At 49.0% G+C, this 23,224-nt stretch carries 14 protein-coding genes; 10 read left to right on the plus strand and 4 right to left on the minus strand.

The genetic code is table 11. The annotated features are described in order from the left end of the window. Positions 1-408: 408 nt before the first annotated feature. Positions 409-966, plus strand: coding sequence for a TIGR00730 family Rossman fold protein (locus tag Q8O92_09835; GenBank protein MDP2983612.1), 558 nt, complete (start codon positions 409-411; stop codon positions 964-966). A gap of 147 nt (positions 967-1,113) precedes the next feature. On the opposite strand, the gene Q8O92_09840 is transcribed toward Q8O92_09835, so the two are convergent. From Q8O92_09840 to Q8O92_09850, 3 genes are all read right to left on the minus strand, one after another. Beyond that, the gene (locus Q8O92_09840; GenBank protein MDP2983613.1) at positions 1,114-1,848 is read right to left on the minus strand and encodes a hypothetical protein; all 735 of its coding nucleotides are present in this window, start codon (positions 1,846-1,848) and stop codon (positions 1,114-1,116) included. Between the two features lie 10 nt (positions 1,849-1,858). Then, complete coding sequence (locus Q8O92_09845; GenBank protein ID MDP2983614.1) at positions 1,859-2,461, minus strand: hypothetical protein; 603 nt, start codon at positions 2,459-2,461, stop codon at positions 1,859-1,861. Between the two features lie 210 nt (positions 2,462-2,671). Further along, entirely contained in the window at positions 2,672-3,445 is a 774-nt protein-coding gene (locus Q8O92_09850) for a Mut7-C RNAse domain-containing protein (protein MDP2983615.1), read from the minus strand. A 504-nt stretch (positions 3,446-3,949) separates the two neighbouring features. Here Q8O92_09850 and Q8O92_09855 point away from each other — a divergent pair. The 4 genes from Q8O92_09855 to Q8O92_09870 all read left to right on the plus strand — a co-directional run bounded on the left by Q8O92_09855 (position 3,950) and on the right by Q8O92_09870 (position 11,210). Continuing rightward, positions 3,950-6,223 (plus strand): gliding motility-associated C-terminal domain-containing protein, encoded by a 2,274-nt coding sequence (locus Q8O92_09855; GenBank protein ID MDP2983616.1) that lies wholly within the window; start codon positions 3,950-3,952, stop codon positions 6,221-6,223. A 71-nt stretch (positions 6,224-6,294) separates the two neighbouring features. Continuing rightward, complete coding sequence (locus Q8O92_09860) at positions 6,295-7,257, plus strand: hypothetical protein (GenBank protein MDP2983617.1); 963 nt, start codon at positions 6,295-6,297, stop codon at positions 7,255-7,257. A 31-nt stretch (positions 7,258-7,288) separates the two neighbouring features. After that, the gene (locus tag Q8O92_09865; protein MDP2983618.1) at positions 7,289-10,141 is read left to right on the plus strand and encodes a hypothetical protein; all 2,853 of its coding nucleotides are present in this window, start codon (positions 7,289-7,291) and stop codon (positions 10,139-10,141) included. Between the two features lie 97 nt (positions 10,142-10,238). Further along, a complete protein-coding gene (locus Q8O92_09870) occupies positions 10,239-11,210 on the plus strand; it encodes a fibronectin type III domain-containing protein (GenBank protein MDP2983619.1) in 972 nt (323 codons plus the stop codon). A 189-nt stretch (positions 11,211-11,399) separates the two neighbouring features. Here Q8O92_09870 and Q8O92_09875 read toward each other — a convergent pair whose 3' ends face one another. After that, a complete protein-coding gene (locus tag Q8O92_09875) occupies positions 11,400-14,447 on the minus strand; it encodes a heparinase II/III family protein (GenBank protein MDP2983620.1) in 3,048 nt (1,015 codons plus the stop codon). 305 nt (positions 14,448-14,752) lie between these two features. Between Q8O92_09875 and Q8O92_09880 the strand changes: the two genes are divergently transcribed. The 5 genes from Q8O92_09880 to Q8O92_09900 all read left to right on the plus strand — a co-directional run bounded on the left by Q8O92_09880 (position 14,753) and on the right by Q8O92_09900 (position 22,925). Then, a complete protein-coding gene (locus Q8O92_09880) occupies positions 14,753-18,826 on the plus strand; it encodes a translocation/assembly module TamB domain-containing protein (GenBank protein ID MDP2983621.1) in 4,074 nt (1,357 codons plus the stop codon). 8 nt (positions 18,827-18,834) lie between these two features. Further along, complete coding sequence (bamA, locus tag Q8O92_09885; GenBank protein ID MDP2983622.1) at positions 18,835-20,610, plus strand: outer membrane protein assembly factor BamA; 1,776 nt, start codon at positions 18,835-18,837, stop codon at positions 20,608-20,610. A gap of 42 nt (positions 20,611-20,652) precedes the next feature. Next, positions 20,653-21,567 carry a YihY/virulence factor BrkB family protein gene (locus Q8O92_09890; protein MDP2983623.1) on the plus strand — a complete coding sequence of 305 codons (915 nt, stop codon included), beginning with the start codon at positions 20,653-20,655 and terminating at the stop codon, positions 21,565-21,567. Between the two features lie 471 nt (positions 21,568-22,038). Continuing rightward, on the plus strand, positions 22,039-22,458 hold the full coding sequence (locus Q8O92_09895) for a transcriptional repressor (GenBank protein ID MDP2983624.1): 420 nt from the start codon (positions 22,039-22,041) through the stop codon (positions 22,456-22,458). Between the two features lie 59 nt (positions 22,459-22,517). After that, positions 22,518-22,925 (plus strand): desulfoferrodoxin family protein, encoded by a 408-nt coding sequence (locus tag Q8O92_09900; protein MDP2983625.1) that lies wholly within the window; start codon positions 22,518-22,520, stop codon positions 22,923-22,925. The last annotated feature ends 299 nt before the right edge of the window (positions 22,926-23,224 follow it).

A 23,224-nucleotide genomic window follows, 5' to 3' on the forward strand; every position in this document is an offset into this window, starting at 1 on the left:
CTGTCAAGCCTCAGCCGAAGGCTGACTTGCTTGGGCTTGACAGCAACTAACAACATATTTCGAATAGGGTTGGATTGAGATCATTTCCTCAATGCAACCCTTGTAAGTAAATTTCTTAACCAACTCTTTTGGAGAAGAACCTGAAATAAAGACAGAAGACAGGATATTTCTTTGTGCATCATTACGAATAGATGCCGAAACAAGTTCGGCATGACACGTGTCATCCTGAACTCGTTGCCGCTTCGCGGGAACGATAAAACCGTTTCAGGATCTAATCACTCAAAGTATGCACAATGATTTATTTTGTCCTGAAAATTGTGCAAATTTTTTTCATCTCTGTGAAAATAGATTTTTTTTTCTGACTTCTGTCTTCTGTATTCATTCTTTAATCATCTTTGCGAGAGAATCATGACTGATTCTTCACAAAAACCATTTTCGGTCTGCGTATTCTGCGCCTCAAGCGACGTGATACCCACAGTGTACCGGGACGCCGCCCGGATGCTGGGGAGAAACATGGCGGTGAGGGAGATGTCCCTGGTTTACGGCGGCGGGAATAACGGTCTCATGGGGGTGCTTGCAAGAGAGATGCATGAGTGCGGGGGGAAAATTACCGGGGTCATACCCCTTGCGCTCAAAGACCGGGGATATGCGTATGAAAAGGCGGACGCGATCATCGTCACCGACGGCCTCCGTGAGAGAAAAGCCGTTATGGAGGAGCGTGCGGACGGTTTTCTCGGCCTGCCCGGGGGGTTCGGAACGCTGGAGGAGATGATCGAGATCATCACATTGAAACAACTGAACATGCACGTAAAACCCATTGTATTTCTCAATATCAACAGCTTCTTTGACGGCCTTCTCAATCAGTTCGAGATTTGTTACCGGGAGAGATTCATTTCTGAGGAATACCGGAGCCTGCACCTGGTTACCGATTCAATCGATGAAGCGCTGGATTATTTGAAGAAGTGACAAAGTGACAGAGTAACAAAGTGACAGAGTTAATAATAGGGGAAAAAAACGTAAAAATTGAGATGTTTCCCTGCTACTTTGTTACTTCTTCCCTTTGCCACTTCTTCCCTTTGCCACTTTGTCACTTTGCCACTTTGTCACTTTCTTTCATCCCACTTTCGGATATATACCCTTCTGGGCTAGCCCCTCCACAATTTCCGCTGTCATGGCATGGAATACACACGTTTGAATGATGCCGGACACTGGGCCGAGAGGAAAATCGAGCCCTTTTACCTGTACTATCCCGTCTTGCGGCGGGACATGGGTATAAATTACCAGGCTGGAGACATCCTCGATCCGAAATGTTCCCATGTTTTCAAGAGCCTTTGGCGGCGTCTCCCTGTTGAGAATAGAGGGTTTGCTGATTCCAACAACTTTTATAAGGCGTTCGGTGATACCATGGGCTGCATACGGATCATTGGTCACTACGAAATCATCCCGCACCGCCAATTTTAGTTCGCCGGGCTGGTATATGTTCGGCATTCCCGGTCTTGTGTCGCTAGTTTCGCCCGGGAGCATGCCATCTGTCATTTTTGCATAGAGAAGATGCCCCTGCATTTTTGCCTGGATCGCCAGGGCCGCTGCTTCCCGTATGGTAGGAAGCTCCCGCTCAAATACCAGTTTCACCAGGTTCTGCACCGCTTCAACATACGCTTTTGCCAGTTCGCCTGTGATCCCGGTTTCCTTCCCTCCGCACGAATTTAGGAATGCTCCCATTCCAATTAAACCGAAACCTGCCGCCGAAAGGGACTGAATGAAAGCCCGCCGCGAATGCATTTTATTACCGGATACCGAACAGGTATCAGGAGCAATTCGTTCGTTTTCCATTTTCTTTTTCTGCATGATTTCTCCATCAGTATCCCTGCGAAGCGAATTTTCTTTTGGCTTCCAGAAGTTTGGCAGCCCCGCCGGCTAAATAATCAGCGCATAACACGGTTGGTTTTTTCCCGGAGGCTAATAGCTTTTCTGCTGTTTCCGCCTCGATCATGTAAAGTATCAAAACATGAATGATGCCGTTCAGAGGAGCAAATGAAAGCCCGGCGCGAGTTATGTCCAGCACAGCGTTCAATTCTCCCGCGGGGTCGGTTACCGCCAGGTCTGCATTCTTTGCAAGCTGGCCTTCCGGAGAAATAACGATGACTTTGGCTCCCAGAGCGCAGGCCTCTTTGACTATTTCCATATCTTTTTCCTCTTCCGGTTGAAAAGAGGATAAAATAAGAATATCTCCAAGAGACAGTTTTTCCCCGCTGTGCAAAAGGGAACGAAAAAGCGCCAGACCTGCCGGTTTTTCTGCCACTTCGGAATCGATTACCCCATATCGGTCTGTTACGAAAACCCGTTTTCCACTGAGCACTGCCTCCGTGATCATATCAGCCGCCTTTATTATTGCCGGAAGTTGATTCAGCGCTGCGGGAATGATTTTTTCGACCAGCTCACTATATTTTGCTGCAAACATGAACCCTCCTGAAAGCAAAGTTAAAACAATATAGGAAATCCACCTCTTACATGTCAATAATCTTTAACCCAGAGCCCAAAGTTAAAAGCGAAAGACTGTCTGAACCATTCATGCTCATGATATGCATGTTGAAAGAAGATGAAAAATAAGATACAATATATGTATCAAAGGTTCAGACATTTTTTTCCTTCATCATTTCATTCTTATTTTTTATTCTTGATTCTGCTTCCATTCTTCTGTATTCTTCTTGACAATAGTACTGATAAGGCTTAGTAATTTGATAGTATGGGAGCCTTTCCAGTAAATTCTTTTACAGGATATGCATCGGTAGAATTCATGATAATACCGGCTTGTTTCCGGCTCCAGTTCGCTCTTGACAGATTCCTTGTCAATTATAGTAACGATCCCGTTGCATACCATGCACCGTGAAAAAGGTCTTACGCTTGCTGCAAGATCAAAGCGGTTGATTACTTCCCTGGCCTGTTCCACAGGATATTGAGACCGTATCCAATATCCCCGGCTGACCGATTTTATCTTCAGGAGCGAAATATTCCTGGTAAGAATGACATATTTCTCTTTTTGGGCAATCGCCGTAATCTCGGAACAGGTATAATCTTTATTATAATTGCAATCAAATCCGAGCAATCGGAGGTATCTAGCCAGTTTGCCCATGTGCACATCGGCGATAAATTTCAATTCGCGCAGGGGTTCCGCCCGCAGGCGGGTTGCAGAGGTTATATCGATGCTTTCAAATACGGGGTAAACTGAAACCATATCTCCATCCTGCATGTGATAGGAAAAAGGTACGGAAACACCATTGGAGAGAATAAGGTCCACCTCCGAGTGAGGAACTCCAAGCGCCTCGATGGAATCTTTTACCGCTGGATTTCCTTTAAACTCAACCGTGAATGGAACCTTTTTCCGCCAAGGAGGCAAAAAATCGTTGAGTTCTTCATAAAAACGGAATATGGCTTTTTTAGGCATGAAAAACAACCTGGATCAAATAATATTAATTATAAATAGTAATATATAAAATATAAAATATATTCCCTTTTTTGCCTGATAATATCGTATAATTTAACAAAGATTCCTGACAGTAAAAAAAAAATTCAAAATTGAGCCATTTTTTTAAAAAAAATATTGCGAAAACCCGTCTGATAGTAATATATATGAACTTTATAGAAATGTGCGCAGACAAAACAGGTGGTGGATTTCTTCCATATATCAGATTCCTGGAAAATCTGGCTCAAGGAATTTCCTGGGTCAGATTGATGCAACACTTCAAATATAAAGAAATTACATATAGTTTCATTAAGCATTGACTTTCCGGAGTCATAGCATTCAGGTTAGTCAAGGAGGTGAAAGCCTGACCTGATGATACTAATTATAAAGCGTAACAGTAATAATACTCCTTCGAGAACGAGAGAATTTGACTGACATCAACCGGGCAGAGTAAATTCTCACCGGGCAATATTTGTGGAGGTTACATTGCGGAGATGCATTAAATACTGTGCAATGATTGTGTTTCTGGCCGGGCTTGTCCTTATTCCCTTTGCAGGTCATTCCGGGGCTACGGTTACAGCGGCAAAAGATTCAACATGGAATGCTTGGCCAAACACAATTTATTATGTTGCGCGTTTATCCGGGCCCAATACCCCGTATAAAGATCCGGTAGTTTATATCACGGCTGCGGACAAATATACGCTCTATATCAACGGGCAGCTTATCGGTTCGGATGATAAGCCTGGGACGGTAGATAAGTATCCATTGACTGGTTCATTTACTGATTTTTTCATCGGGATTAAAGTTGAGAATTATGGCGTTGGCAGTGGCAACGGAGTCATGATTGATATAAAATACGACGTCGACAATAAGGATACTACGGTAGTCAAGACCTGGATCGGCACGTCACTCATGAAACGGCGCTCCACATATATTAACAACGTAATTACTGCCTATCCGGTTCTATGGTATTACTTTATCGGGGATATTCAAACGACTTTGGGGAAAGCGGATTGGTATAACGTAATCAATAGCGCCGATTTCTTCGATGTTACCACCGTGCCTGCGAAACCAAATAATATCAGCACATTCAAGGATAGTCAAAAAAATCCGCTTTTCAGATGGGTTATCTCCGGCGCCATGGCCAATCTTAATTATACGCCGTCTGACAAGCATATTGAAATTGTATCCGGGTATGTTGGCAACCTTGATACCGGCTCAATAAACGGCGGTGGTTTCAGTCTCCGGAGATATGATGGAGAAAATATTGCATTCCTTCGTCCTTCGGTAGACTATCGACTGACCGACGGTGATTTGACGGTGGGATTTCCCTATACGGGAGACCCGACAGGCGACTCGAATGCGAAACAGGTTGACCTTCAAGATTATTACCTTCTTAATAAAATGGTTATCTATACCGGAGGCTCCAACCCGCAGAACTGGGTGACTGACTCTCCCCGTGCATTTTATGTCCAAACCGGAACGACTGAAAGCTATACAACATTAAACCTCATTGACAACGTTGGTGTATCGAACGCAAGCAACGGCGGATATGATTTTGCCGAGGTTTCTTTCCCGCCGACGTATGCACGCTTTGCCCGTTTTAATATTTATAAGGCGAGAATCAAGCCGCCGAACATTGGCGAGATGATGGTGTACGGTTCCGGCTATTTATACAAAGCCACCTATGAATCACCCTGGATCGGTCTCGGCGATCCCACGAAGCCCAAAACTTTCGGCAAGGTAACCTGGGCTGGCGATATTCCGGCGGGAGCAGGTCCCAATTGTACAATCACGGTGCAGACACAGACCCGGTACCGTCTCCCCGACAGCACACCTTCTGTTTCCAGCGCCTGGAGCGTTGCACACACCGAGAAGAGTTTTGATTTCGATTCTCCCGAGCCGGCGACCGAATTCAAGTACAAAGTTTACTTGGAAACCGATCACATTTCCAGGACGCCGGTATTTCGGGCTATTTCGGTCGGTTATACCACCGATCAGCCGATAGCTGACGGAAAAGCATCCATTACTCCCGTTGAGGTAAAAATGGGTGAGTTGACGAATTTCGTCTATAACGTGGATTATTCGCTTAATACCGGTCAGAATTTAAAAACTATGTCAATTCTGGTTCCCAATTACTCCAAAGTGGATTCTGTGTACAGCTCTGATGCAAAGAAACTGATTCTTTTTACCGCTGATACTTCCAAAGGCGATAAAATTACCTTGACTTTTACCAATCCGGTCACGAATACGGATGGCAAGAGCCCTGATAACCTGAAGATTTATTTCAGAACTACTCTTCTGACCAATTCCTTTATATTTGCATCTTTTGTTTCCAATGATCTGGGAAACGACAACACAGGCGCTCTGAACCTGCGTGAAGACCCTATCAAGCACTGGGTGGTAACCACCAGCAACATCGTTTCCGGCATTGTTGAAAATGTTCAGGCCAGGCCGAAAGCATTTACCCCGAATGGGGATAACAGGAACGATTACACGGTAATCGAATTCAGGCTGGCCAAAGCAGAAACAAAAGTAAAAATCAAGATTTACGACACTGCCGGCAATCTGGTGAGAAAACTGTACGAAGGCAAATTGACTCCCCGGGATTATGTGGGTAATAACGATCCCGGGCGCTGGGACGGTACGAAGGATGATAAAAAGACACTGGTGCCGCCGGGAATTTACGTGTATCAGGTGATTGGAGATACGGACGACGGTCTGAAGGTAGGTTCCGGTGCGGTTGCGGTGGCATACTGATGGAAGATAGTCGGTAGAGTTTTTTCTGGTTATCTGAATTTAACTGTATAAATTGGATGGGTAGACAGGATATGGCAAGTAAAATGTGGAAGAGTTTACGAAAAACGGGTCAAAAGCGTAAGCCCCATTATATTCTGGCTTTCGCTTTAGTACTGGCGGTGTCTTCCGCGCAGCTGGCGCAGGGCGCCTTCTTTGACACGGCGGGCAAGAGCGCTCGCGCGATGGGGATGGGTGAAGTGTTTCTGGCTTCGGCGGGAGATGCTTCCAGCTACTGGTATAATCCGGCGGGGCTGGTGAAATTCGATAAAATGCAGGCGGGTTTATCGTACGGCATTCCTGTTGCTGTGGTTTCCGGTCTGAACATTTCGCAGGTTAATTTCGTGACCCCGCTGGGAAAGAGAAGTGGATTGGGACTTGGCGTTTCCTACGGCGGAATCGATGTGGCCAGCGATATGGTGATAAGCGGCGGTTATGCCCTGTCCCTGACTGACAAATTCACTCTGGGCGGCAACGCCAAAGTTATGCGCTGGTCTGTCGAGGGTCAGCCTATCCGTGACAGCAACTCCAAAGATGAAAACATCTCCAAAACCTCCTTTTCGCTGGATTTGAGCGCGACTTATACTCTGGGCGAATTATTCGGATTTGGAACCTATACGGCCGGTGTTTATGTCAAGGATGCCATTACGCCCAATATTTCCGAGTCCGGCGACGATGGAGGCAAGCTGCCCATCGAGTCCGGTATAGGTATCATGATGCAGAAGGATTTGGTATCAGTGGAAGGTGATATTGCCCGTTTCAACAGCAATACGGTATTTCATGTAGGATTTGAATCCGGAGTTACCGGGTCCAGTCTGAAATTGAGAGGCGGATATATCTACGGCGGCGATTTAAAAGGCAATGTCGCAAAGGATGATATCAATCTGGGATTGGGATATGGCTTCGGGTCGGTGATTTTCAATTACGCATATAATTTCCCATTGGAGTTTACGAACACAAATGGAAGACATTTCATATCTTTCGGGGTTTCTTTTTGATTCGTAAATCAGCGACAGGATGGACGGTACTATGAAAAGAATAGGTCATGTAAAGAAGCTGATTGGCAGTATAGCGTACTTGAGTTTAGCAATGATCTGGTTTCCCCAGACTTCTTTTGGTCAGGTCGAATGGACCAAGGATTCAGGATTCATATCCCGGGAATACCGGCCACGGTGGTTTCGGGGATATGAAAACTTCGGCAGATATGATTTGAGAAAGGCCCCAGTATATATTACTGAAGCGTACCAGACAGGAATAAATGCATCCGGTGCCCCTACTTATAATACCCGTCAGGTGATGTCCAGGTTTTCCTATGATCCGTTCGGGAACTTCCTCCTGCCCGGCGGAGATATTTGGAACATGAAGTGGGACACCTCGCGTCTTGGAACGACTTCCGGTAATGTTGCTACCGATCCGACCGCTCCTACCCCTTTCTACTATGCAGCTTCGGTTTTCAACAATTTAATGATTTCATCCGATGAATTCTCGAATTGGCAGACCAAATTATTAATCGGTACGACCATTCGTACCGTATTCACCCCATCTACCCTGAGAATGAACAATTACATTGGCACTGCCACTCCTTCGCTACGGTGGGATGCTTCAAACCGGAAGAACAACATTACTCTTCTTGCACAGCCGGGTAGTGGCATATCCGCTACAACCCTGCTTGGCGCGCACTGGCAGAGCATACTCGGCGATAAGCTGAAGGTCGGCGGTACGTTCATCAACCGCCAGCGCGGAACCCAGGCGTATTCCAATACCGATATCGACACCGGGCTGGCAGGGATGCGGGATACTCCCCGGTACATTTACCTGGTGCTCACCGACGCTTCACCCGGTGATTTCGATAATGGGCCGAGAATTTACAAAATACAGACTTTCATTAACGGCAATGATGAAACTAACCAGACACAGATGCGTGTTATGAAAATGAACGATATATTGAATACGAAACGTTTCTATAACGGCGCATTTCAGTCACAGTATCTTTTCGCTCGAGCCTCCGGTCAGGATTTCTATCCCCGGAGACCGGAGGATGATGTTTCATCTAACTGGTTTCTCAATGCTATAAACAGCGTCAGTGCACCAAATAATCTATCGAACCTGTTCAGCAAAACCGATATTACCAATTTTTTCGGTCAAATCAACCTCCCGAATCCTGCCAACCCTTCCGATCCGCAGGGCAGGTTATATGCCGCCGACACGTCCCTGGGATACCAGGAAGCTACGGGAACCGATGTGGTGATCTACGAATTTTTGATTCGTCCGGAAGCCCGCGATGTGAAATTCAATGTTCTGGCGGCGAACAACTATAATATCGACCTGATTTCCGCATATTACAAGTATACCCAGGTTGGGGAGGCAACCTGGAACGATCAGCCGTTCAGTCCGACCTATAAAGACAAGTGGAGCGTCGGCTATGATTACAGGAACGTGGCCCTGGCCAAGGGGAATGTGAAAGATTATTCCAACATGGGATGGATCACAGTCGCGTATGACCGATGGACCGGCTGGAATTCATATGGCATCGATGCCCAGTTCGTCTGGCGCGGTTTGAAAATCAACGGGGAAATCAACGAGTATAACGCTCTCTTCTCCTATCCGGTGAGTGAGAACCTGGCCGGAGGCGGACGGCATAAAGAGTCAGCGCGCGCCTGGTTTGTCAATATGGAACAGGATTTCGGCAACTGGGGATTCGGCGGCGAGGCGTTCAATTATCCCCGGGGCTACATGAGGTATAATCCGGTAATTGACAGCGCATATTTCGGCGCAACAAGCGCCGGAATAGATGTAGACTTTGACCAGTTGAATGACACCAACTGGGGCGCTGCACCCTATCTCACCTATTACTATGATCTCTCGCCTACCGGGGGGTATGTAGCATTCGGCGACGATTTCAACCATGACGGCGCCATCGACCAGCGGCAAAACTATACCCTCCCTTATGATACGGATTCCGCGGGGAATCATATTTTCCTGAAACTGAACCCCCGCCCCCTGTCTACGATCACTATCGGTAGATATGATATACAGAGAACCTACAAGCGAGGTGAAAATCTCACCAACTACCTCAAGTGGGAACATTTTGCGAATTATAAAAGTTATCTGGAGTACAGTTGGCAGAACAGGTTTGAACGGATACCGCGTGACGATTATAATGGATATTACATTGCATCCGATTACTGGAGAAACACCTCGTTCCTCCATACCCGCCTTTTCACCGGGAATTTGAATGTCTATAACGATGTACTCTATTCTTACTCCAAGAGTTACAATCCCATTTTATATCCCAACAGCCTGATCGAACACACGCAGATATTGCACCCGACCAGACCGTCACGGGTGGGCTGGAGTTTGACCTCGGTGCATAAAGCGGATTATATCTGGCGTGTCGCCGATGCACGGTTACTGCCGGATATTTACATCGGCGGATACCGCATTCTGAAAGAGAAACGTATCAAAGAATTAAGATTCCAGCCTCAGATATATTTCTCGAATGCTTATTCTACTGCATACAGCTTGAAGCAGAACCAGTTTTATATCGCACAGCGCTGGACAGCTTTTCCGGTTATCAGATTTGACTACCGTGTGGCGCCCAACACGATGTTCCAGGCCGGATTCCAGGGATTCCCCGGCATCTTCCCGGAGCTTAACCGGGTGATTAACGAGAGTAGATACGATGACTACTCCATCCTGGGTGAAGCAAACAGATCAAGAATGGTTCTTGCTTTCGAAAACCGTACGCTGTACCAGGGATTCAACCTCCTGGTCCAGGCAGGGATTAGGAAAGACAAGATAAGCTATTTGGAGAGCCGCGGCCGGCTGGAACCCGGACAGATCGAGTACTTTATTTCTTTAAAGTCCGAAGGTGTCCGGTAACCGTATCGCTTTTGAAGAAACATGACCTGAAAAACCCCGCATTTATTGCTGCGGGGTTTTTTTTCCCCGCACCCGGAGATTTGGAGGAACTATTCTTATGAAAAAAGTGTGGTTGTATCTGTGCGGAATTGCGTTGGCGTTTACGTTCTTTTCCGGCTGTGATTCTTCTCCCGGTCAACCCTATTTTGATGTCACACCCCCGGCTGTCCCCCAGGGGCTGACCATCGACCGTATCGGGAACGGAGCGGTACAGTTGTCCTGGACAGCGGTCAGGGATGAAGACCTCAGGGGATATTCTGTATACTGGCGCGGCGGCGCACAAATAGATACCTTGAATGCAAATAAACTTTTTACAACTTCGAACGCCGCATCTATCTCCGGGCTGGATTATAATACTATTTACTTTTTTGCGGTGACCTCTCTGGATCAGAGCGGCAACGAGAGCGCTTTTTCTTCCCAGCAGCGTGGAATTCCCTCAAACATCACCAGCCCTTCACCTCCTTCAGAAGTGGACCTGGTCGGCGAGAATATCGATTACCCCAAAATCACCGTCTTCTGGACGGCGAATACCGAGCCAGATCTCGCTTATTACAGAGTGTACCGTGCACTGACCCCCGGCGGTCTTGCGGACAGCACCTCGTACATCGCCCCAGTGACAAAAGAAAACTATGCCGATATCAAAGTGGAAATAGGGGTGGTGTATTTTTACCGGATAACCGCAGTTGACAAGGGGGGCTGGGAAAGTGTGCCGTCTTCGGTAATAAGCGATTACGTACTTTCGAAAGCCCTCCTCATCTCTCCGGTGAATTTCGGGTATGTGGGTGCAGTTCCGACATTTACCTGGACCAGCGTTCCGGGCGCCAAAAAATACAACGTTGTTGTCACTACTTCGCGAATCGGCGGTGAAATTTTAAACGTCGAAGTAGACAACTCCATTACCCGATTCGTTTACAACGGGAAAACGCGGCTCATCAGCGGGAACACCTATTACTGGAGGGTGGGCGCCATTTCGAGGAGTGAAATAAACTCGGTCAGCGATATCGGTTCTTTTGTAGTTCAAGGGCAATAGGATGGTATGGAATAAGAGAAACTCGCCTCGGTTCTCGGGGAAATCCCCCCTGCCTTCGGCATCCCCCCTTGTTAAGGGGGGAGCATGAAGGTGGGTGAATTTACCCCCTTAACAAGGGGGTCGCCGCCAATGGCGGCGGGGGGATCTTCGCACCGTTCCGCACCTGATTTTCTACCAGCATGGAAGCATTTAAAATACCACCTGTTTAGTGTTCAGAATTCTCACTGCATCCCCCGGCCCGAGGTCGTAGAGGAGGAAGGTCTTTCCCTTCGGAAAGTCCCGGGCAACCCCCGAAAGGTTCTGCGCGGGGTCGAGCACAAATCCCGGAAATCCACCTGTTTTCAGACGGTAGCGGGCTGCGCCGTCCTCGGCGACGAGCCAGGCGCCGGCGTAGTAGTTACGGTTGCCTTCTGGATATTTCATGCCGGTGATGTCGGCAAGGCGGTTGCGTTTCTCCCCCAGCGGGAAGATGTCCCGGCTGTCGAAGATGGTTCCCTTGCTTTCGTCGTACCGGTCCGCGCGCCCGCGCCCTATCCATGTTCCGGGAGTCACTTCAATCGCAGCGCCCTTCACCGCTTTCACCCAGTAAGATGATTCAACCGGCTTGCGCTCGGCGAATATCACCTGTCCCGCCGCAGAGGCGGGAAGCGCCCTGTCGAGGACGAGACTGTCGTCGCGAACCTCTTTCACCACCGCCTTGACTTCCGGGGCAGCGAGCCGGACGCTCTGGCCATCCACACTGAAATCTGTCCCGCCAACCAGGGTCAGGCGCTCCAGTTTGCCGTTGCGCCAGGAGGCCACTCCGAGCTGGCCGGTGAGGGAAAATTTCCCGTCCGCAGCAACTGCGCGTCCCGTTGTCGAAGTGGTGGAGAGAACCAGGTCCTCGCCCCAGGTGTGACGGATGAGAATGCCGTAAGCCGTTGGGTCGCTCGCAGAGGCGAACTGAACCCGTTTCGCTTCGAGGATGTAGGGTTTGGTGCGCTCCACGCTCAACACGGAAGCGAATGTTGAGATGGCGTCCGGCACGGAGGGGAGTTTCCGCCGCACGAGGAACGGCATGGGCGGGAGCGATTTGCTCGAAGGGCGCGGATAGCCCTTGGTGAGCATGAAAGTCTCTGTGCCGTCCGGGATGAACAGGGCAGAGAAGGCGACCTTGTCGTCCGCAGTCCAGCGCGCGGTATAAGGCTTGCTCATGTCGCAGGTCTGCACATCGAAGAGATACTGGTAGCCGGAATTGTCCACCTGGTAAGGAAATATACCCTCAGGTTTGAATCCGAACTCCACATTTTCCCCTGCAAGGGTGCCCTTTCTGGGTGCGGAGAGAGTGGGGCCGTCCAGCGCAGCATCTCTCGGAAAGCTGTGAAAGAGATAATCGTGCTTATTGCCGCCGCGAACACGGAAAATATCCACCGTATAGGCGCCGTCCGGGATATCGATGAGCACAAGCGAGCGGCGGAAGAGAGTCACACCGCAATGGACATACGCGTCTTCGCAGGAGGCATCCACATACCGGAGGCCGTCCGCTTCCACAAAGGCGTGAAGGTCGCCGAACACCCCTTCGAGCTGCCGCTTCTCATTCACTTCTACCGTGACGTGGGAGACGGTATGGGTAGTCCATCCCCCCGGAGAGGGAGCTATGGAATCCATGTACTCCGGGTAGCCCATTTCGGGGATGAACTCCCGCCCGGCGGCGAAAATGTTGATGTTCAGACGGTCGGCATGGCTGTGCGCGGTATGGGCGTAACCGAAATCGAGAAAGAGCTCGGTGCGGTTGTCGCCGGTTCCCGTGCGCATGACCGCGAACCCGCGGACCGGGGCGAGCGTGCTCATGAGCGGAGGCGCCTGTGCAGCGACCCGCTTTACCTCTTCCGGGTCCACCGTTGTCTTTTCTTCAAAAAGATCGTCTATGGTGACTGAAGAACGCATGCCGCCAAGCGCCCATGCCTGGAGGAGATAACGGGCAACCACAGGAGTGGGATAGCGCTTGAATGCGTCCATCAGAAGAGGCGCGTCCAAGGTCATTCCCCTGTTGGTCAGGCCGCCGGTGTCCCCGTAGTTCGGGGTGAACTTGTCCAGGCTGATCAGGTTCGCATAGGCGGGGAACGCCTCCCGCAAGTGGGGATGCATCCACATCCAGTCGCCGTTGGCGCCGAGTTCGCGGGCGATGTCGCGGGAATCGTTCAGGTAATGGGAGCCGTAGGAGAACGCCGCCTCATAAGGGAAGCCGTCGCGGAAGAACTGGTTGTCCAAGGTAGGGGCCGCAGCGACAGGGTGTTCCCAGAGCAGGTATTCCATGATCTCACGGTCGCCGGTAACATTAGAGAATTTTGCGAAGGGTGCGTTCCATACATTCCCCCAGTTGCTCGGCGCGGGTTTGGTGCGGTAGGCCTCGAACGCCGGACGGATGACCTTCTTCTGAAAATCCCGCACGAAGTCGTCGGAGAGGGTGGGGAGGAGCAGCTCAACCCCTTTGACAAGGCTCAAGAGCGCCGGGCCTTCCCACATTGTGGCGGTCATCTTGATATAAACGCCCCAGTCTGTGCCGTCATAGGTGAGGTCGTTGCCGTCTATGTCCGGATATACTTCCATGAACCGCTGAAGGAGCACCTGGGCGGTATGGCTGTACTTCTCTTCGCCGGTGAGGAATGAGAGCTGGGCAAGGGTTTTTATGCGTCCGGGCAGGCTGTTGAGGAACCATTCGTTGAACCACCCCACGAAGTAGTATTTCTCCCCTTTTGTGGGGCTGTCAGGGCGGTTATCCAGCCACCCCTGGCCGTCATCCGGGAAATCCTTGTTGGGATAGACTTCTTTCCCGATCGGGCAGCGCACCGCAAGCGGCAGGGATATATCAGGCGATGTCCCGAATGGCTGGTATACCGAGACACCGCCGCCGTGCACCGGGCAGCCCTTGCGATGTACCATGAGCGCCCGCTTGGTTTTGGCCGGAGGGATCAGCCCCCGGAGCTGTTCATCTCTCAAAGCCGTCAATTGGGCAACCGAGCTTTTGGCGCCCTGGATTAGGTCCGCATAGCGTGTATCGGCGGCGGCTTTTTTCAGGACAGCCTCGCGGTCGTATTTTTTATAGAGAGCCTTCGGTGAAGCAGCCTGCTTGGGCAGGGTGACCTTTACCGCATGAGATGAGGGATAAATTCCATCAGATCCTGAAACGAGTTCAGGATGACACGTGTCATGCGCAATCCCGCAGGCCAGAGCGAGAAGCCAAACTTTATTGTTCATTCACAGCCTCCATGAAGGGTAACCTTGCGTGAATAATCACTCATTTTAAAAAAAATGCCAATTCTTGTTAAAGCGTTAAAAATTTTGTGCCTAGTTTCGGCATCTGTTCAATAAAGAAGCGCATTTAAATTTGGCACAGACTCCATAAATCCTTTCTGAGCTATTTAATATAGAGCACAGTGGAATGTCAACATTAATCTTCAATTTTCCCGAACTTAACCCATGATCAGAGGACAGCGTCTATGAAAATATGATGCATAGGGTTAATTTATTATGTATATTTAATACTGATCAGGAGATACGGGATGATTCGTCAGCGCTTGCGATGGTTTTTTCTCATACTTGTTTTATTAACTGGTTTGGTCGTTATCCTTTCCTCTCTTCTCCAGCTTGCAGCGACCAGACCGTCGGGTGAACGTCTTATAAAAAATCTTATAGAATCGCAGGCGGAGAAATCTCTTAATCGTAAAGTACGAATCGGTTCTCTCCACACAAATATTTTCACAAGCATCAACCTGAAAAACGTAACGATTTACCAGGAGAATAATGGGGAAGTCATTCCTTTCCTGGATATCGAACGGGCTGAGGCCCGTTATTATCTTTATGAATTGTTCCGGAGACGTTTTACCGTTCACTCACTTATAATTGATGGGATGACCGTAAATGTCGCCCGTGATTCGTCCGGGATTACCAACATTCCCTTTCTTAAACCGGCGGGATCTCCTTCCCAAAAAGGACGGCCCGGCTTGATCCTTTTTTCCTTTAGCCATATTTCTCTTAACAATTCCTCCGCCCGTTACCAGGACAGAAAAATATCCCTCGATGCAGATATCTGGAATGCCGGCGCCCGTATTTCCGTGAGGAACGCGGGGGGGTATTCTCTGGATTTCGATGCCGATTCCCTCAGAGTGATATATCGGAAGGAACCCCTGATATTCTCTTCGCTCGCATTTCTCGGTGAATGGCATGAGGGCAAACTGTTTCTTGGCAGTGCCTCGATGCAGATTCCCGGAATGAAACTGGAGGGCAGAAATATTATCTTTGCCGGCCCCGATTCCACTCTTTCGGGAGAGATTCAGCTTCATGGCAACCCGCGGGATATGGCGGTCTTCATACGAAAACTATATGCCCCCGCTTTACCTTCTCTGACCGGAACGATCGATCTGGCGGTCTCCATGCAGGGAACTCCGCATGTCCCACGCTTCGATGTCCGCTTATCTTTTCCAACTCTGACTGTCGGCGTCTCAGCGCTCAGGAACGGTTTCATCAAGGGAAATCTGACTGCATCTACAGCCATAGTGGATAGTCTCAAGATTGAAGCTTTTGGAGGGAATTTCCAGGGCCATGGAAAAGTCAAGGTCAAGGCTCTGGAGGCCGAAAATATTTTTCTTTCCTTCAGGGGGGTAGATATCTCCAGAATCGGACATCTTTTCAAAAAGGAATTCCCCTGTACCGGTACAATCGAAGGCCGGCTGCAGGGTGGAGGGTCTCTGCACGATCCGGGAATGTTGAACGCGTCTGCTTCCCTGAGACTTTACCAGGCCGGCTATCTCTCACGGCCTTTGCCTGATGTCAGCGCCGACCTCGCCTTCTCCGATGGAACACTGTCCGCCTCACTGCATGGAGGGGGAGCGGAGATTACCTTTGATACGCGTTTTTCCCGGGAAGCAATAGACGGGGAATTTACCGTTTCCACCGACAGCCTTGAAACGATAAGCGGTATTGCCGGTATACCCGGATTATCCGGAAAGGTCTCCGCCCGGGGAACGGTGGGTGGAACCTACCGGTCTCCGGATATCGCCGCCAATATTATCGGAAGAATGATCCGCTATCGCAATTTCCCTGTGGACAACCTAAATGGCCGCATGCAGTATCTGAACAAGACTATCCTCCTGTCCGGTGTAAAATTGAACGGGAATCTTCATTCCCTGGCAAGCCTGGCGCCTCCCCTTCATGTGGACAGCCTTCAGGGCGGCATTGAGTATCACGGAACCATCGAAGGCCTCCTGAAAAATCCGAATGCTGAATTGAGCATACGGCTCACCGGTCCCTCCTGGCGTGGAATGCGGTTCGTAAAAGGAGAGGCGGAGGCCCATCTGGAGAACAGGATCTTGAGCCTCACCAAAAGCTGGCTGGAAAGTGATTCCCTCCGGTTCGATCTTTCCGGGATGTTCAAACTGGATGACCGGCAGGGAAGCGCTGCACTCTCCCTGGAGGAAAAGAAACCGGGCGCCAAAAAACCTACGCTTCCTTCCCAAATTGAGGTACAGGCCCCCGGTGCACCACTCGGTTCGGTGGCTCTGGATTTCAATGTTAAGGATGTGAAAAATCCGGCTGTAACAGCAAACGGAAAAGAAATATCACTGGATGGCCTGGCTCTTCTTTTTCCAACATTACGTGCTTTCGGGGGAACCCTCACCTTTTCCGGCTCATTTTCCGGCGGCGGTATGAAACCGAACGCCATGCTGGATTTCCATATCAACCGTCCCCGCTTTCGTGAAACAGTGCTGGATTCGGCGCGGGCGGAGATAGCCCTGAAAGACAGCATTATGACCATCACGGCGCTGGAAATGTATCGTGAAAAATACTATTCGAAACTTGATGGTACTATCATGCTTGCCAAAACACCGCAATTTTACGCTTTCACCAAAAGGAGTGTCCTGGCACTAACCCTGGCTGGAGAAAATCTCGACCTCCGTTTTATCAAACCATACATCCCCGGCAAGGTTGAATTGAGCGGCATGATGTCCTATCATCTTAATATGAAGGGTACTTTGGAAGATCCTCACCCCGGTGGAACAATAACCTTAAAGGATGTCCTGTTTGATGCCGGATTCGGAGTTCCTCCGGTGAAGAATATGGATGCTGACATCATTCTGAATAACACTGTGGCGAACGTCACCACCCGGAATGCTGAATTTCTGGGGAAGTCGATCGATCTCACTTCCACACTCAACTATGCTCCCGGCCGCTATGGAGGTGATGGGAAGCTGGCGTTGGAAGGCAGGGAAATACTCACTGTTCAGGGAACTTTCGCTCCGGAAGGTATGCGGATAACCTCGCAGATGAACGGAGCGGACCTTTCCCTGGTCGGCCTGGTGGTTCCCATGATGAAAGGGATTACCGGAACGGTGAATTCCAACGTGGTTATCAGCGGCGCACGTAAAAATCTTACATTTGAAGGCAGCCTGGATGCACGGGATATAACTATGAATCCCCCCTGGGTAGACATGCCGATTAAAAATGGGATCGTACGCATGAGTTTTTCCCCAAGCCAGGTGGCGGTTGATTCTGTGTTCGTCCATAGCGGGAATGGGACGATTCTCATTACCGGGACCATCGATGACATCCTGCAAAAAAAATGGAGCGGGCAGTTGTCCGGCTCGGTAAATAATATACGCATAAGACAAAAAAACATGTTTGATGCAGTCGTAAAATCTGCTCAACTGGAGTATTCCCCGACCGGAGGCGCTTCCCTTCTGAAGGGGAACGTGGATTTCGGCAGCACGAGGATACTTTACAATATCGATATACAGAAGCTTCTCAGCTCTGCCGGGGCTGCCGGTAAAGGGAAAGAGCCGCCGGAGATAGTGAAACAAACACGGCTCCAGATACAGATCAGCGGCGGAGACCAGTTCTGGCTGGATGACAATTTGGCGCATGTCCATCTTCTTCCTGAAGTTAATCTGGTAGGGACACTGGCCAAACCCGCCTTAATCGGACGGGTGGAAGCGAGCGAAGGATATGTTCTTTATCTTGACCGTAAATTCACAATCCAAAAGGCTGCCCTCGAATTCATCGATCCGGAGGAGTTGAATCCCACCCTGGATATAGAAGCACAGGCCAAAGTTACCGGCAATCAGGGTAATGGAACCGCATCATATACCATTACACTGGGTGTAACGGGTGAAATGAAAAAGCCGCAGATAGCTTTAAGCTCCGATCCTCCGCTCGAAAAGGCGGATATCCTTTCACTTCTCAACCTCGGAGTTACCCGTCAGCAGATAGGTTTCGGTGCGGCGCAGAGTGACACAACCGTCTCGCTGCTGGGAATTCTCCAGAATCGAGCGGGAAATTTGGCCACTCTTCAAATTTCCGAATATATGGGGAGGCAGTTGGAAGGCATGCTCGGATTGAAAAGTTTAAACATCGAGGGAAACCTGTTTCAAACAGGCCAGCAGTCAACAGGCGCGCGCCTCACCGCTACAAAGAAGATTTCAGAAAATGTGGAAGTATCCTATATTACATCACTCGGCCGTCTGAATGACCAGGGCATACGAGTCGTTTACGATCTAACCAAATCCATTTCCCTGCAGGGCGAGACTGTTCAGCAGGGAAAGTCGAGCCTGGATGTACTCTACAAGTTGAGATTCAAATGATGATTTTCATGAGATCGATATCTATTGCAATCCTTCTCCTTCCTTTGTTTTACCGCGGCGTTTCTGCCGTTGAGCCGGAAAAGGTGAATGTGCGCAAAATAAATTTCGAGGGTAACCATGTTTTCAGCAACGGCAGCCTGCGAAAGCTCATGGCGACCCACGCCCGGGGATTATTTACATCTTCCCGCTACAGTCCGGATGTTTTCGATAATGATCTACAAAATATACAAAAATTCTATGTCGAAAACGGGTATCTTGAAGCAGCGATCGCCAGGGTCAAAATCGATTCAGTCGGAAATAATTTTACCATTGACGTCTCCATTTTCGAAGGTAAGCCGACCAAGGTGGAGAGCATTTCTTTTATTGGAAACAGTGTTTATACCACCAAAGAACTCATGCAATCCGTTCCATTGAAGCCGGGGGATCCTCTCAAGAGCGCCCTAGTCCGTGACAGCATAGCCGCCATCATGACCAGATATGGTGAGAAGGGGTACCTGAGCGTGCAGATTACCCCGGACATTAAGGTAAATCACGAGATTCACCTGGCCATTGCTACCTTTGACATTCAGGAAAAAGACCAGTATACCGTGGGCGAAATAACAATTAACAACTTGAAGAAAACACATGAGATTGTGGTTACACGCGAGTTTCTCTTCAAAAAAGGAGATGTGCTCAATTACTCGAACTTGCTGAAAACAGAACGGAATCTCTACCTCGCCGGACTTTTCAATACTGTTTATATTCATCCTGAATCATACTCTTCCCCGGACACCACGAAAAAGAATATCGTAGTTGATCTCCGTGAACGCAAAGCAGGGGAATTCGATATCGGTGCAGGTTATGCGACTATCGATAAATTTCGCGGGACTCTCAGCGTCCAGGATAACAATTTCCTGAGCGCCGGCAGGAGAGCAGGATTTTCCGGCATTTTGAGCGGGAAAAGTCAGAATGCCAAGGTGAATTATTCCCAGTTTTGGACTCTGGGGCTGCGGCTGCGGACAGATGTCAATGGTATCGCGGAATATGATGTAGAACCGGGATACGACGTGAGGCGTATAGGAGGAAATATCTCGTTCAGTCGGAAAATATCCGATTACACGACCGCACTGCTCTCTTACCGTCTTCAAAAGATACGCATCACAAACATCGAAACAGTCACCATACCCCAGGGACTTGAAACCGGAAACCTGAGAACTCTTGAATTACAAGGGTCTTATGACAACCGGAACGATCTCCTGAATACCACCGGGGGGACTTATCTCGATACGACAAATGACCTGGTCGGTACGTTTCTCCAGGGGACAAACAGTTATGTATCAACCCTCTGGACTTTCAAGCAGTTTTATCAGGCGGCCGATTATGCCGTTCTGGGCACTGCTCTTCAGATCGGCGCAAAGGGAATTTTTACCCACCCCCAGATTCCCATCAGTGAGCTTTTTTATGCCGGAGGACCGAATGCCTTGCGCGGGTATGCCTATCAGAGCGTGGGGCCGGCCGATGTAAACGGTGTGCCGCTGGGCGGGCGGGCGCTCCTGGTCTGGAATATCCTTGAAATTCGTATCCGGCTGTACAAGATATTCGGCATTGCATTTTTCGCCGATGCAGGTACTGTCTGGGCCGACCCCAGACATGTCCGGTTCAGTGATATCCGGTATGACGCCGGTTTCGGTCCCCGGATCGTCACCCCGATAGGAGTGATCAGGGCAGACATCGGATATAAAATCGGCCGCAAAAAAGGCGAATCCAAAAGCGAGTTCTACTTTGCCATGGGGCAGGCATTTTAAAACAATACAAAGCTTTCGCCATCTAGCTAAGGAGCACAATTCATGCTTTTCCTGCAATTCCTCTCGCTGCTAAAAAAAACGTTTAATGCATGGATGAAGGGCAATGTGTCGGTGCTTGCCGCCGCGCTGGCATATTATACAATCTTCTCCATAACGCCCCTGTTTATATTCCTGCTCACCATAATCAGCCTGTATCTGAGCCGGACGGATGCTCAGGTATGGCTTCTTGAGAATCTTCAGCCTTTCATCGCTGAACCGGTGGTGCAGGCGATCAATAACATGCTCAACAGCATTCAGAGCCCTCCCGCAACCATCATCGCCACACTATTCGGACTTCTGACCTTTTTGCTCGGAACCACCCAGATTATTCTTCATCTCCGGTATTCTCTGAATACATTATGGGATGTCCCGGTTCGGGAAGGGAACGGTATCCTGAGCGAAATCAAACGAGAAATCAAAACAAGGTTTTCTACCTTTCTCATCGTTATCGGCATCGGCATTTTTTTTATTGCGCTGGTAATCGCGAGCGCATACCTGACCGCCATGGGAAAGCACCTGAATACGCTTATGCCCGCTCTATGGTTCGGACTGCAGGTCTCCGACTTCCTGATCTCGGTCGGGCTGACCACTCTCCTTTTTGCCGTGATATTCAAAATCATTCCTGATGCGGAGATCGCCTGGAGCGATGTCTGGATCGGCTCGATGGTCACCGCATTCCTGTTCTCGCTGGGCAAATTCCTCCTGGGAATGTATTTCACTAAAGGCGCTATTACTTCAGCGTATGGGGCGGCAGGATCCCTGATCATTATCATTCTTTGGCTGTATTATTCGGCGCAGATTTTCTTTTTCGGGGCGGAATTCATTCGTGAGTATTCAATGAAATTAGGCTCCCGGCGCAAAAAGCGGCACAGAGAACCATATCTGGAATCAGGAGAAGAACATTTGACATGGACATAAAAGAGTAATAAAGAAGGCACAAAGGCACAGAGGCACAAAGGAAAAAGAAATATGAGCATTTAAAATCGAGTATGCAAAAGCCTTTTATTTTACAAGCGTTTATAATTCAGTTTTCTTTAGCTTATCAAAGCTTCTCGCCGCGCTGTCCAAAGAGAATCCCATTCCCGAGAAAAGCATGATCGCCGCAATTTTCAGGTACTGAAAAAGTAATTGGGTATGGTAAGAGTGATCAGATAGTGAAACGAGTTCAGGATAACGGTCATGCCGAACTTGTTGCCGCTTCGCGGGAACGATGAAACCGTTTCGGCATCTATTTTTAAAATGTGTGTGCATATTTTCTTACCAGAACAATGAGATGAAATAACTTTCCCCCGCTTGAATCTTGCCTGTGAAATAGTACTTGACTTTTTTTAGAAAAATGTATTAATTTAGTAAAGATAATCATTACTAATAAACACCGAGGATTTGCCAGTGCAGCCTGATCCTTTGTTTCGGATAACTCGCCAGCGGCGAATAATATTGCAGGAAATCAGAAAGGTGAATACTCACCCCACCGCCGATGAAATTTACAGTATGGTACGCACCGTGATTCCTCATATCAGCCTGGGGACCGTGTACCGTAATCTGGAAATTCTCGCTGAAAAGGGGTATGTGGATAAACTGGAATATGGGGGACAGCGGCGTTTTGACGGGAACAGGGAAAAGCATTATCACATACAGTGTCTCGGCTGCGGTTCTGTTAAGGATATTCCCCTGAATACTGTGGAGAGCTTCGAGGTATCCCCTGAAAAGATGCGTCAATACCGCGTTTGCGGGTATCGCCTTCTGTTCCAGGGTGTCTGCGAGGACTGCAATGCAAAGGGGTCGCTGGTGCACTGGGCATCCCGCTGAGCGAAGTACCGAAAGAGTCATAAACAAACCAGTTAACAATCATCGAAAGAGGTACAGTCATGAAAGCAAGAAGAGAGTTTTTAAAAGGATCCCTGATAGTTACAGGCGCAGCGATGGTGGGGAATGAAGTGCAGGCGCAGGCGGCCAAAGTATTCCCGGTTGGATTGATATACACAAAGGGAGCTCCCGGACGGTGGGCAGGCAAGGAAGGCTCTCATGCGCCACAAGTGACAGTCGAGGGCAAAAACGTCAAAGTAGTAACTACCCATCCCATGACGGAAAAACATTTCATCGTCAAACATACTCTGCTGACTCCGAACGGCAAGGTTCTCGGTGAAAAAACCTTTTCAAACACCGACACTGCAGCTGAGTCATCCTATGAACTGCCCGAAGGATTCAAAGGCGCTCTATGGATTACGAGCTTCTGCAATCTGCACGACCTGTGGCTCACTGAAATCAAGGTTTGATGTGAAACCTCTCGTTTACGGGAGGAATAAGGATACTATACATGACGATATAATAATTGCCCTTGTTTTAGTGCTTATTCCAATAAGCGTTCAAAATGGCATGATTTCCATTTTTAACCTCACCCCGGCCCTCTCCTAATTAGGAGAGGGTGCCCGAAGGGCGGGTGAGGTTTTACGCCAATTTGAAAAATAATTGGAATTAGATCCTGAAACGAGTTCAGGATGACACGTGTCATGCCGAACTTGTTTCGGCATCTATTTTTACATCATGGTAATCCTCTAATCCAGTGAATCATGGT

The organism is Candidatus Latescibacter sp. (genome assembly GCA_030692375.1).
Lineage (GTDB): Bacteria > Latescibacterota > Latescibacteria > Latescibacterales > Latescibacteraceae > JAUYCD01.